The 13281-nt window shown below is 66.3% G+C and carries 11 protein-coding genes; 1 reads left to right on the forward strand and 10 read right to left on the reverse strand.

Annotated elements, in window-relative coordinates; genetic code table 11:
- Positions 1-46 precede the first annotated feature (46 nt).
- Positions 47-1096 carry a type II secretion system minor pseudopilin GspK gene (gspK, locus tag IT350_08135; GenBank protein MCC6158008.1) on the forward strand — a complete coding sequence of 350 codons (1050 nt, stop codon included), beginning with the start codon at positions 47-49 and terminating at the stop codon, positions 1094-1096.
- Between the two features lie 45 nt (positions 1097-1141).
- On the opposite strand, the gene IT350_08140 is transcribed toward gspK, so the two are convergent.
- The 10 genes from IT350_08140 to IT350_08185 form a co-directional block, all read right to left on the reverse strand.
- Positions 1142-2254, reverse strand: a complete 1113-nt coding sequence (locus tag IT350_08140) for a hypothetical protein (protein MCC6158009.1) — start codon at positions 2252-2254, stop codon at positions 1142-1144.
- A 13-nt stretch (positions 2255-2267) separates the two neighbouring features.
- On the reverse strand, positions 2268-3209 hold the full coding sequence (locus IT350_08145; GenBank protein MCC6158010.1) for a prepilin peptidase: 942 nt from the start codon (positions 3207-3209) through the stop codon (positions 2268-2270).
- The gene (locus tag IT350_08150) at positions 3206-3376 is read right to left on the reverse strand and encodes a hypothetical protein (protein MCC6158011.1); all 171 of its coding nucleotides are present in this window, start codon (positions 3374-3376) and stop codon (positions 3206-3208) included. Before IT350_08150 ends, IT350_08145 begins: the two co-directional genes overlap by 4 nt.
- Positions 3373-4986, reverse strand: a complete 1614-nt coding sequence (locus IT350_08155; GenBank protein MCC6158012.1) for a phospholipid carrier-dependent glycosyltransferase — start codon at positions 4984-4986, stop codon at positions 3373-3375. The genes IT350_08150 and IT350_08155 overlap by 4 nt, the downstream gene beginning before the upstream one ends.
- Before the next feature lie 5 nt (positions 4987-4991).
- On the reverse strand, positions 4992-5939 hold the full coding sequence (locus IT350_08160; protein ID MCC6158013.1) for a hypothetical protein: 948 nt from the start codon (positions 5937-5939) through the stop codon (positions 4992-4994).
- A 223-nt stretch (positions 5940-6162) separates the two neighbouring features.
- Positions 6163-7194, reverse strand: coding sequence for a zinc-binding dehydrogenase (locus tag IT350_08165; GenBank protein MCC6158014.1), 1032 nt, complete (start codon positions 7192-7194; stop codon positions 6163-6165).
- Between the two features lie 16 nt (positions 7195-7210).
- Positions 7211-8113 carry a hypothetical protein gene (locus tag IT350_08170; GenBank protein ID MCC6158015.1) on the reverse strand — a complete coding sequence of 301 codons (903 nt, stop codon included), beginning with the start codon at positions 8111-8113 and terminating at the stop codon, positions 7211-7213.
- Positions 8114-8161: 48 nt separating this feature from the next.
- Positions 8162-10618 (reverse strand): DNA internalization-related competence protein ComEC/Rec2, encoded by a 2457-nt coding sequence (locus IT350_08175; GenBank protein MCC6158016.1) that lies wholly within the window; start codon positions 10616-10618, stop codon positions 8162-8164.
- A complete protein-coding gene (gene uvrC, locus IT350_08180) occupies positions 10615-12477 on the reverse strand; it encodes an excinuclease ABC subunit UvrC (GenBank protein ID MCC6158017.1) in 1863 nt (620 codons plus the stop codon). Before uvrC ends, IT350_08175 begins: the two co-directional genes overlap by 4 nt.
- A 77-nt stretch (positions 12478-12554) precedes the next feature.
- The gene (locus IT350_08185; protein ID MCC6158018.1) at positions 12555-13271 is read right to left on the reverse strand and encodes a hypothetical protein; all 717 of its coding nucleotides are present in this window, start codon (positions 13269-13271) and stop codon (positions 12555-12557) included.
- Between the last annotated feature and the right edge of the window lie 10 nt (positions 13272-13281).

A 13281-nucleotide genomic window follows, 5' to 3' on the forward strand; every position in this document is an offset into this window, starting at 1 on the left:
CGCCGGCGATCGAGTTCCCTTCGCGCGCGGACGTTTTCCACGTTCCGTGGGTCGTGCATCGCGCCGCGGCGTGGCGCTGCTCGTCGTGCTGCTCGTGACGGCGATTCTCACCATCGTCGTCCTCGATTTCGCGCAGTCCACGCGCATCGACTTCTACATCGCGTCGAATATCCAAAACGGCATGCGCGCCTTTTTTCTGGCCAAGAGCGGCGTGCAGGTCGCGTCGGGCGCGCTGCTCAAGGACATCCGGGACAACGACGAAGACCACATCAACGAGGAGTGGAACAACCCGATGTATTCGATGATTCCGCTCTCGGACACGGAGTTCATTTCCGTCGAGATCACGGACGAATCGGGCAAATTCAACCTCAACCACCTCGTCACGGTCGCGGGAACGGTGAACCAGGGGAATCTCGAAGTCTTTCGCCAGCTTCTGATTCTCCTCAACCTCGACGCCAAGGTCGGCGACGCGATCGTGGACTGGATCGACAAGGACTCGGAGGCGCTTGCCGGGGGCGGGGTCGAGGATCAGTTCTACGGCTACAGCGCGATGCAACCCTCGGGGATCGAGGTCAAGAACGGACGGCTCGGCTCGCTGGCGGAACTGCGCATGATCGCGGGCGTGAACGATGAGGTTTACGGCCAGCTCTCTCAGGTGTGCACGATCTACTCCGACCACAAGTTCAACATTAACACCATCGACGAGAAGGTGCTGACGGCGCTGATCCTCTATCTCGATCCCAAGGCGGCCGCCGATGATCTGGTCCAGAAGATCGTGGCGCAGCGCGAGGGCGAGGATACGTATTTCAAGAAAGGCAACCTGCGCCAGCAGTTGCAGGACGCGGGCGTCGATCCGGCGATTTCCGGTCGCCTCGCGCAGCGCGTCGCCACCAAGACCCGCTACTTTTCGGTGGATGTGAGCGCGAACGTCGGTCCGACGGTCAAGACGGTGCACGCCGTCATTGAGCGCGACAAAAAAAAGGTGAAGACGATCTACTTTCGCCCGGGCGAGCTGCTCAAGAATCCGATTCCCTCGACAGGCGGGGCCGGGGCCGCGGGTGCGGCCGGCGCGCTCGGCTCGGCACTCGGCCAGTAGCTCAGCGCGGCCCGCTCACCGCCTCAGCGCGGCCCGCTCACCGCCTCAGCGCGGCCCGCTCACGGTCGCCCACGCGGGCGTCCCCGCCAGAAACTCGGCCACGGCCTTTGCGACGCGCGCGTTCGCGGCCTCGCGCGGGTGGCACTGATCGAAGAACTGGTCCTCGTCCGCGTGCGCGCGAAAGAGCGGCAACAAGTCGAGTGCCGGCCAGCCGTGCTCGGCGGCAAGCTCGGCGACGCGTCGTTGCGGCTCATCGTGGGGCGCGGTCGCCAACACCTGATACTTGACGGGAAAGGTCGTCAGCGCGACCGCGAAGCCGCCGCGCGCCGCGAGATCGCGGATCTCGTCAAACGCCTTCGCAACGGTCTGCCACGTCGCGTCATCCCACGCCGCGCCCCAGTCCACGCGCGCCGCCTCGGCAAATCGCGCGAACACGGCGGGATCGCTGCGCCAGTCGACGGTGTTTTCCATGCGCAGCCAACCGAGCTTCTGATACCCCGACCGCTTCATCCAGCCGCGCAGCTTGGCCGTCTTGTAGACGCCGTCCACGATGGCGCTGTGCCGTCGCCACCAGCCGCGATGGGTTAGCTCGTGCCGGAACCCCCACGGCGGGCGCGCGTCGTTGAGGTAGAACGCGACGAGCACCAAATCGGGCAGAAGACGCATGCCCACGTCGCGCAGAATCGCGACCTCCTCGCGCACGCCGATGCCCGTGACACCCGCGTTGAGCACGCGGATCGTGTGGCCCGGCGCATGCGGTGCGAGTTCCTTCTCCAGCCGCCGCGTCCAGACCTCGTCGTCGTCGAGATAGTCCCCGATTGTGATCGAGTCGCCGAGCACGAGCACGCGGATCTCGCCCGGCGGCTTCGCCTCGGAAATCTCGGGACCGCGCATCCCCCAGGAGTTGGTCACGACGTGCGTCGTGCGTTTCGAAACGGGGTGGTTTTCCAGGACGACATCGACATTGGGCCGCAGTCGCCAGCCGCCCTCGGTCTCGCGCAAAAAGGCGTGGCTCCAGTCGGGCAAGCCGCCCTCTTTCTCCACCACGCGCGGCTGCCGGGCACGCAGCGCGATTTCGAGCGCGACGACGCCGACGAGGAGCGTGACGAGCGAGATGCCGAGGACGCGGACGAGCGATCGCGGACGGTCGCCGCTCATGGGCGTATCCGCGTCAGCCGAAGCTGCCGGTGTACCAGCCGACGAGCTGCGGTCCGACCAGCATGTACACCATCGCGCCGAGCGAGAGGAACGGCCCGAAGGGGATGAGCGTGCGCGCCTCGCGCCGTGTCGCGAGAATCCAGCCGAGACCGACGACGGAGCCCACCGCCGACGCGACGAGCAGCACGACGACGACGCCCTGCCAGCCGAAAAACGCCCCGATCATCGCAAGCAGTTTGACGTCGCCGAAGCCCATGCCCTCGCGTTTGGTGACGAGCAGGTAGCCCTTGGCGATCGCGTAGGGCAGCGCGCCGCCGACCACCGCGCCGATGGCCGCGTCGCGCAGGCTGACGGGCAGCACGAATGACGCGAGGATCCCGAGCGGGATGCCGGGCAGCACGATCTCGTCGGGGATTTCGTAGATGGCGAGATCGACGCCGGTCACCACAAGCAGCGCCGCGTAGATCGCGAAGTAGATGGGTCCGACGACGAGGCCGAAATGCCACACGAGGAGCGCGAGCGCGAGACCCGAGAGCAGTTCGACCGCGGGGTACACCGGGCTGATGCGCTCTCGGCAATGGCGACAACGCGCACCGAGCAGAATCCACGACGCGAGCGGGATGTTGTCGTACCAGACGATGGGCTGCTGGCAGGTCGGGCAGTGCGAGCGCGGCTTCGCGAGGCCGAGGCGCGCTTCGACCATTTTTGACATCATCCCGCGCGCCGTGTCGGGGTCCTCGTCGAGACTTTCGACGATTTCCTTGCGCACCGTCTCGTCGCCCGATTTGTACTGCGACACGAGCGACATGATCGGCATGCGCGCAACACACACGTTGAGAAAGCTGCCGATGGACGTTCCGAACGCGAACGCCGATCCGGTCACGAGCGCGATCACCATCGGATCGGACGCAAGATCGGGTCCGTAGAGCTTGGCGAGCATCTGGGGGAGATTCACGCGAAAAACCCCGGCACCGCCCACGCGATTGCGCCGGCAAGCGCCACGAGCACGCCGATCGGCGCGAGCCACGCGGCGATGTCGGCCTTTTTCCCGGGAAGTCGATGCGCGAGATCGAGCCCCGCGGCGACCATGCCAAGACCCGCGATTGTCAGCACGACGCTCACGGGTTCGCGTCCCCGATGCGCGCAACGACGTAGTCGCCGCCGACGCTGACGCCGGAATAGCGCGCGAGCATTTCGAATTTCGTCGGAGGGTCGTTTTGCGACCAGAGTGCGTAGGTCTCGATGAGTCCCTGATGGTCGATCAGGACATCGACGCCGATGCCGCGCGCGTAGCTCATGAAACGCCCTTCACGCATGGCGGCGATTATAGGGGGGTGCACTACACCGTCAAGGTTGATGACGCGATTCGGCGCGAAGGCACCGAGGATTCCCGCGTTGAATGCGCCGATCATGTCGCCCGCGCCGATGCCCGGCACGCGGCCATCGGCGAGATCTCTCGCGACCTGAAGATAGCTCGACTGCCAGGGGTGAAATCCGTTGCGATAGAAGTCCGGCGAAATCCACGCGAAGGATCCCAGCATGACGACCGCGACCGAAGCGAACGCGATTCCCCGCGCAAGTGACCGCTCCGCGAGCGCGGCGCGCGCCGTGGCGCACCAACGGGCCAGCAGCAGTGCCGCCGCGAGGTTGACGGGGGAGAAGTACCAGTATTTCTGCTGCCGAAAGACAAGGATGTAGAAGGTCCAGATCCCCGCAGCGAAGATCGCGTAGATGATGGGGAACGATCCGGACGCGCGCACTCCCCGAGCGCGCAACACGATGTACGCGACCACGAGGTGCACAAGCGTGATGATCGTGAATCGTTCGTCCGGGCCACCCATTAGGCGCACGCCGTAGTCGCGCGCGCCGTGCACGGCGCAGGCGAACAGGTACGCTGCGCCCCCCTGCCCCGTTGCCGTTTCGATCGCATGTTGGCGCAACATCAGCACGCGGCCCGAGTCCTGCCAGATCGTCCCGAATCGCGCGAGACTCCATTCGAGCCACGGGGCGGCCATCGCGAACGCCACGAGGGCGAATACGAGGAAATGCGTTCCCGTGATTCGAGGCCGGGTCGATACGTCGTCACCCGTCGGTTTCACCGCGCGGCGCACGACGTCGAGGCCGATGAGAAGGACGAGAAGTCCGAGGTCGGTGCGAGCGAGAAACGCGAGCCCGCAGGCCGCACCCGTCGCGACGGCGAGTCGCGCGCGCGGCGCGCGCGTGAACGCATCGTGCGCGGTGAGAGCGAGCAGACCGCAAAAAGCGGCGAGCGGGGCCTCGACGCCCATCAGATCCGTTCCCACGACGAAAGGATTGAACGCGAGAAATGCGGCCGCCAGCGGCGCGGCGATCGGTGCATCCGGAGCGATGCGCCGGGAAGTCCACCAAATGACGAAGGCCATCGTCCCGAACGAGCAAATCGCCGAGACCGCGAGCAGTACACGAAGCACCGCCTCGGGGTCCGGTCCCGCCACCATCTGCGCCGCCACGCTCACCAACATCCAGAGCGGATGAAACCCGTTGGTCGCGGCGACGCCGTCAAAGGTCGGGCCGTGTCCCGCGAGCCAGTTGCGCGCAATCTGCGTGTAGTAGAAAGCATCGTCGGCGACGAAGGTGGCGACGAGCCGGTCGAGGGGTCCCTGAGCGAGCATGAGGCGCCAGAGCGTGCCAGCTGCGGCGATCGCGAGCGCGGCGCGCGTTCCCCATCGACTCGCGCGATCGCCCGCCGTCATCTCGATCAGTTTCCGGCTTCGCGCGCGATGAGCACCGTCCGGCCCTGCGTCCACAGGGCGATGACGGCTTGGCCCGCCTCATCGACGGTGAGGGCGATGGGGCCGCTGCCGCCGGCCTCGGAAACGACGCGCGGCGACGCGTTCAGGTCGCGCAGATCGAAGAGTGCGGCGTTCGTCGCCTCGCGGATCGCGAGCCACGGTGCGCCGTCGTCGCCGACCGTGACGTCATAGGCGAGAGCCTGCGACGTGAAGGCGATCTTGCTCGCCGTCCATCCGGATTCTTTTTTCGTGTAGAGGTAGAGGGCGTCGCTGCCGAGGACCTCGGCGCTGGGCGCGACGACGGCCAGGGGCCTTCCGGGCGGCGCGAGCGCGATGGGCGGATAATCCGCGCCGCTTCTGGCCGGACGGCCCAGCACCGCGCGGGCGAATACGCCGTCCGCGCCGCGCGACCACACCGCGATCTGCCCGTTCCACAGGCCCGCGATCAACGGCTCGCCGGTTGCGGGATCGATCGCCAGACTGGCCGTGCGTGCGCCGGTATCGACGACGACGAAATCTCCCCAGCCCTTTGCGCGCGACCACATCGCGAAACGAACCGCGCCCGAGATGTCGTCGAACACGACACCGGCGGACTCGCCCGAAACCTTCGCGACGCGCGCCCGCGCCGCCGACTTCAGGAAGGCGTCGCCCGCGCCGCCGCTCGCGACCTTGCCCGAACGATCGACCAGCATCCAAACGGGTTTCGCGCTTTCGCATTCTCCACACGACGCACCGACCACGAGCAGACGCTCTTCGTCCAGATACATTGCGTCGAGCACGCCGCCGGGAATGCCGAGATCCTCCGCCCGCAACGTCAGATTTTCATCCAGCGAAATGCGGCGGGAGTTGAACACGACCGTGCGCCCGCGCGTCGCGTCCAGCCCCGCCGCAGGCTCCTCGCTCGCGAGACGCATCGTCCACCGCCATCCTTGCCGGACTACGCTTTCGGCCGGCGGTGGCGTGACGGCCTGCTCCGCGATCGTCGCGGTATCGTGCGAACGACAGGCGGCGAGCCCCGCGAGCGACAATCCGCAAAAGAGGGTGACGATTCTCCGCGCCCAATGCGTTGCATTCATGGAAGGAGTTGTTACGCGAAGTGCGCGAACGCGGCAAGCCGGTCGTGTCGGGAGCAAGTTGTCACCAACGCAGCAAGATCTTTCCGAACTGCCCCGCGGATTCGAGCCGCTCATGTGCCGCGCGGATTTGGGTCACCGGATACTCCCGGTCGATCACGGGCTTCAGATCGCCGCTGTCGAGCAACCGCGCGATCTGGGAGAACTCGCGCATGTTGCCCATCGTCGATCCCAGCACGTTGAGCTGCTTCCAAAAAATGCGCGTCAGATCGGCCGGCGGATTGCCGCCCGCCGTCGCGCCGCAGTTGACGATACGCCCGCCCATGCGCGCGGTCTTGATCGAGACGGGCCACGTCGAACCACCGACCGAGTCGATGACGACGTCCACCCCCGCCTTGCCCGTCGCGGCGAAGACCTCTTTCGCCACGTCCTGCGTCTTGTAGTTGAAACCCCCGAACGCGCCGAGTTCGCGCGCGCGTTCCAGCTTCCAGTCTTCACCCGATGTGACGATCGCCCGCGCACCGACGCGCCGGCAGATTTCGAGCGCGCTCACCGATACGCCACCGCCGATGCCGTGGATCAGCACAAACTCGCCGGGCTTCACGGCGGCGCGCGTCATGAGCATGCGCCACGCGGTCAGGAACGTCAGCGAAAACGCCGCCGCGTCCTCGTAACCCACGTGCGGCGCGATCTTGCGCGCCGACATCGCGCCCACGATCGTGTACTCGCTGAAGAACCCGTCCACGTGTTCGCCGCGCATCTGGAACTTGCTGCATTGGCTCTGTTCGCCCGCCTGGCACTGCGCGCAACGGCCGCAGAACATCATCGGGGTCAGCATCACGCGGTCGCCCGGCGCGAAATCGTCCACCTCGTCGCCGACGTCGGTCACGTCGCCCGCCACATCGCAGCCCATCACGAAGGGCAACGATTGTTTGATCGCCGGCATGCCGTTGCGCACCCAGATGTCCATGTGGTTGAGCGCCATGGCCCGCACGGCGATGCGGATTTCCCCCCGACCCGGTGCGGGGGCGTCCGCGATCTCGTCGATCGTGATGTTCTCGGATCCCCCGTGCGCGTGCAGCCGTAACGCTTTCATCATCGCTCCCCGTCGTTCAATCCACATCGCCGGTGGTCATCGGCGTGCCTTCGAACAGATCCTTGAAAACCGCCTTGATGCGGCCTGCGTCGAAACCCGCGACATCACCACGATCGGCGCCCCAGTCCACGACCTCGATGCTGCGCCCGAGCAGTTCGTTTCCGCCGAGCATCACCGACCACCTCGCGCCGCCGCGATCGGCCCACGCGAGCAACGCATCCGGATCGTCCTCGCCCGCGGCGATGCGGCACTCGACGCCGTCCGCCCGAAAGCGCCGCGCGAGTTGGAATCCGACGCGTCGCCCCTTGCCGTCCGTCGGCAGCCACGCCAGCCACGGGCGCAATCCATCTTCGTCGTCATATGCCTCGCTCGGCGCTTCGACTCCGGAGACTTCGGCGACCATCGACAGCGAACCCGTCGCAGGGTCGGGTTCGACGCGAATCGTGACGCCGGTTCCGTGGTCGCCGGACGCAACGATCTCCATGCGGGCGATTCCCTTCGGCAATCCCGCCGCATTCGCGGCGATCCCACACAGATCCACCTCGTGGTCCTGATGCACGTCGTCGAGGTGGCGGCGCGTCTCGTCGAACTGCTCGAGTTCGCTTTCATCCACGTCGCCATCCGCCGACTCGGGCCGCAGGGGAAAAAGCGTGGCGACGCCGGGCGAACCCGTGGCCGCCAGCGCCAGGTCGGCGCCCATTACCACGAGATCGGCCAGCACCATGGGGTCGTTCGGCGGCCAAACCGATCCCCGGAGGCGCATGGTCGCGGAATCGAATTCGACGCGAACCTTTCGCTGCCCCGGACCAAAATCCGCCAGGTTTTCGCGGGAGAGGTCTGTCGTGAACTCGAAGCCGTAAAGACGAAGAACACGAAGTACGGCGCGGACGGGGTCGGGACTCGGCTCGGGAGGCGACATGCGTGCTCGATTCGATCGTCAACGGGTGAAGCGGGCGGCGCGCTTCGCTCACCTTGCCGGGCGCGTGCCATCGCAACGCACACTTACTCCATCGCCGCGACAGGTGACAAGCCCGTCGCGGTCGGTGCGCCAAATCGTCGCGCCAACGTCCGTCAGGCGACGCAGCGCCTCGGGCGACGGATGGCCATGGCGATTCGCGTACCCCGCCGAAACGATCGCGTGCGTTGGGCGGGCGGCGGCGAGCAGCGCTTCGCCGGAGCCGTTCGCCGCGCCGTGATGCGACACCACGAGCACGTCCGAGCGCACATCGCGCCCCGCGGCGAGGAGCAATTCTTCCATCGGCGCGGTGAGATCGGCGGGGAGCAGGAGCGCGTTGGCACCGTGCGTCACGCGGATGACGAGGGACCGATCGTTGTCGTCCGCACGGGTCGGTCCGCCCCCACCCGGCGGCCACAACACCTCGACGGCGGAGTCCCCAAGGACGAGCGGCGAACTGGCCGCCGACACGCGTCGGATCGGGATGTGCCGGTCCGTGGCCGCGACAACCATCCGCTTCCAGCCCTCGGGCAACGGCTCAAGATCGGTTTCGCCGATCCAAAGCTCGCGGACGTCGAAATGACGAAGCACGAATTCGAGTCCGCCGTAGTGATCGGCATCGACGTGCGTGGCCACGACGAGATCGAGGCGGCGAATCCGCCGATTCCACAGATACGGCGCGAGCACGCGCTCCCCGACATCAAAAGTCGGTCCGCCCTGCCCGCCGCCGTCGATCAGGATCTTTTCGCCCCCGGGGAACTCAACGAGTTGCGCCAGCCCCTGTCCCACATCGACGACGCGAATGCGCAGATCGCCATCCGCGCGGTCGACGAGGCGCATCAGCACACCGTTCCCGGCGAAGACCAATACGATCAGACCGGCTGCGGCGAACCTCGCCGTGCGGCCGCGCACAAGCGGGACCAGCGCGATCGCGTACCACGCGACGATTTCGATCGTCGTCGGCGCGCAGAGGCGCACGTAGGCACCGGGAAGCGATGCGAACGCGCGGATCATGTGCGAGCCGACGTTGATGGCGTACCCCGTGGCGACCAGGACCACGTGGGCGATCGAGGCGTGAATCGCGAGCGCGGCGACCGATGCGAATGCGAGCGGCATGATGACCAGCGTGAACAGGGGGACGACGAGCAGGTTGGCGAGGAGTCCGTAAAGAGGAAACCCGTTGAAGTGGTACGCGGTGATCGGCGCCGTCGCCCATAGCGCCGCGGCAGACGAAATGACGCCGAGAGCAAGGGCGTCCGCGAGCCGACGCGACCGCGTCGGGAATCGACGATCGAGCACTCCGCCACGCTCTCGCCAGCGAGCGTAAGCGGGCGGAATCACGGTCACCAGGGCCATCACGGCGACGAACGATAGCTGAAAGCCGACGTTGAAAAGCGCGTCGGGCTTCCACAGCAGTATCAGAATCGCGGCGAGTGCGATGGCCGTCAGCAGATCGCGTACGCGATCCGTCAGCAACGCGAGCGGGAACATCACGGCCATGATGGCCGCGCGCGTGACGGAGTGCGAAAGTCCCGCGAGCATGGCGTACGCGACGACGGGGACGATGCTCGAGGCCGCCGCGACTTTGACCGCGTGGACGTGCAGCGGAAGGCGCGGCACACGGCGCAGCAGCCAGAACACGAACACGAATGTCATGCCGGCCACCGCCGTCATGTTCATGCCCGAAACGGCCAGGATGTGAGCGACGCCCGCGTCGCGGTAGGCATCGCGTACCGGCCTCGGAATCGGCCCCGACTCGCCGAGGAGCAGGGCCGCCACCAGTTCGCGGTGCGGCGTTTCAAGGTTCGCATCGAGCTGCGCGTACACGCGACGCCGGACGCGCTCGACCGCATCACGCGCGGGATTGCCGAGTCCGCGCGCGACGACGCGCATCGCCGCGAACGATCGCACGTGGCCGGTCGCGCCGACGCCGTCTTCGCGATAGATCCGGTCGGTGCGCATCGCGCCGGGGTTTCCCGGCGAACGCACCCGGCGCAGGGGCGACTCGAAGCGGACGCGGTCGCCGTAACGCACGTCGCCGCCCGCTTCACGGGCGTACACCATGACGCGACCGTTCACCGGGACGTAAGCGCCCGCCGGAAGGTGAATGCGTTCCAGACAAACGATCGCGCGCGCACCAAGCTCTCGGCGCTCGGGCGAGTCGCACACGATCCCTTCGAGGTCGCGCCGGTCGCGCCCCACGTAATTTGTGACGTCGCCCGTGGCCGAAGCCGAGAACTCGAGTCGGCTCTCGGTTGCGGCGCCCACGCCGAACGCGACGCACGCGGCCAGCGCCACACGCAGCGACGACCGGTCGACTCCCGCAACCAACATCAGGAAGAGGATTTGCGCGCAGAACAACCCGGCGGCGGCACGCAAGGTGAAGACGTCGAGCGCGGACCCGGTTGCGATGCCCATGGCCAACGCGATCGCCGGTGCGACGAGCGGCCGGCCGCGAAGCTCCTTCATCCGTCGATCCCCGACGCGGGTTCATCGGGCGGCACGGAAAACGCGGCGACAATGCGCGCCGCGAGGTCGGAACCGATGCCCGGTACGGCGGCGATTTCGTCCGCACTCGCCGCGCGAAGTTTTTTTACCGAGCCGAAATGCGCGATCAGCGTCTTCTTGCGCGACTTGCCCACGCCGTCGATGGCGTCGAGCGCGCTTTTCACCTGGCTCTTGCCGCGCAACTTGCGGTGGTACTCGATGGCAAAGCGGTGGGCTTCGTCGCGAACGCGTTGGATGAAAAAGAGCGAGGTCGATCCCCTTCGGAACGTCACGGGGTTCTTTCGCCCGGGAAGATAGACCTTGTCCTCGGGGCCGGGGTCGTTCGGGTCCTGCTCGCGAATCTTCGTGATCGCCGCGATCGGCAGGTGCGTCACGCCGCGATCGCGCAGCACGGTCTCGGCCACGGCCAGATGACCCCGCCCGCCGTCCACGAAGAGCAGGTCGGGCCAATCGCTTTCCTTTTGCGCTCGCTCGATTCGCCGTTCCAACGCCTCGCGCATCATCGCGTAGTCGTCGGGCGTATCCTTGGTTCGAATCCGATAACGCCGGTACCGATTCTTGTCGGGTTTGCCGTCGACGAAGGTCACCTGCGACGCGACGGCGTTTTGGCCCTGCACGTTGCTGATGTCGAAACACTCGACGACGATCGGCGCGCGCGGCAGGTCGAGACTCCTCGCCACCCCCTCCAGAATCTCGCGCGCGTCGGCCAGGCGGTTTCGCCGGATCTCGAACTGCTGCTTCGCATTCTCGGCGGCGAGTTCCACCCAGCGCACCCGGTCGCCGCGTTGGGGAACGCGCAACGTCACCTTCTGCCCGCGAAGATCGGTGAGCCACTCCTCGACCGCTTCGTGCATTTCCCCCAGACGACCGGCCACGATCACCTCGGGCGGCACAAGGCTGTCCGCCGCGTAGTAGCCCTGCACGACCTGGCCGATCACCACGTCGTCGTCTTCCTCCTGATTCGTGAAGACGAACGCGCGCTGGCCGATCGTCTTTCCGCCGCGCGTGAAGCTGGCGAGCACGACGCCGCTCGCGCCCTCGCGGTAGAGCCCGAAGACGTCGCGGTCCGCCAGATCCGTGGTCTCCGCCTGCTGCTTCGCCAGCGTTTTCGTGATGGCTGCGACCAGGTCGCGCGCCCGCGCCGCCTGCTCGAAACGCAGGTCCTCGGCGGCGGATTCCATCTCGCGCTCCAGTTCATGCACCAGATCCCAGCCTTTGCCGTCGAAGAACAGACGCACCTGATGGACGATGCGCGCGTACGCTTCGGCCGTGACCATGGCGCAGCACGGTCCGGCGCTGCGCCCGATCTGATAATTCAGGCACGGCCTCGTGCGCGAGGCGAATTGTCGGTCGGAGCACTCGCGCAACGGGAAGTGGCGGTTGAGAAAGCCGAAGGTCGCCCGCGCCGCGCCCGCATCGGAGAAGGGTCCGAAATAGACCGAACCGTCGCGCACGATCCGCCGGACGAGGTAGAGGCGCGGCCAGGGTTCACGCACGGTGAGCTTGATCGACAGAAAGTTTTTGTCGTCGCGCAGCAGGATATTGAAGCGCGGCCGGTATTTCTTGATGAGCGTGTTTTCGAGGATCAGCGCGGCTTTTTCGGAATCAGTGACGATCCAATCCAGATCGACCGCGCGCGAAACCATGATGCGTGTCTTGAAGTCCTTGTTGTCCGCCTGCTGGTGGTAGCTGCGAACGCGATGGCGCAGGACCTTCGCCTTGCCGACGTAAATGACCACGCCGTCGGCGTCTTTCCACAGGTACACGCCTGGCAGCGTGGGAACGAGATCGAGCTTCTCCTCGAGGGCGGGCGTCAGCATGGCGGGAGTATATCGATCGTCAATTCGGCCAGGCAACCGGATCAAGCGGCGGGGAATCCGCCCGGATCATCGACCCGTCAACTCCAACATTCGTTGGTGTCGTAGCAATTGGCGATGTCGAGGCAGTCGTCGTACGCGTCGTAGCAGAACGCGAGGCACTCCGGGTCGTCGTTCACCTCACAGACTGTTTCGAACGCGGTCTCGAATTCCGCTTCCGGGCACTCGCTCACGAACGCCAAAACGACATCCTCGCAGCTGACTTCGGAGTCGTCATCGGCCGACGGCAGGTCCTCCCACCACGGGTCCTCGCCGTTGATGCAGACCGATTCGACGCAGTCCGCCCAGCCCGAGCAGTCGTTGGTGTGTTCGAAACACCCGACCCAACAATCGGCGTCGTCGGTCGCGCAGACGTCGGGCGCGCTGAGTCCCTCGAAGCACTCCTCCACCTCACCCGCGAGTTTCTCTTCGCAAGTGGGAGGTGCGTCGTCATCGTCGAATTCGCCCGCGTCGACATCGTCGATCTCGCATTCGGCGTCGATGCACGCGAGCCAGTCGGAGCAGGTGTTCACATACTGAAAACAGGAGATCCAGCACGAAACATCGTCCAGCGAACACAGTTCCACGGCCGTCAGATCATTGAAACACGTGTCGGTGGCCTGCCCGACGAGTTCCACGCAGGCGGGGTCGTCGTCAGAGTCGTCCGAATCCCCGTCGGATTCGCTCGTGCCGCTCCCGGTGAACGAACAAGCGGCAAACACAATGCCGATCAGGAGCAACACCGTCGAGATCTTCACGAATCCGCGC

This window comes from Deltaproteobacteria bacterium (assembly GCA_020845895.1).
Classification (GTDB): Bacteria; Lernaellota; Lernaellaia; order JACKCT01; family JACKCT01; genus JADLEX01.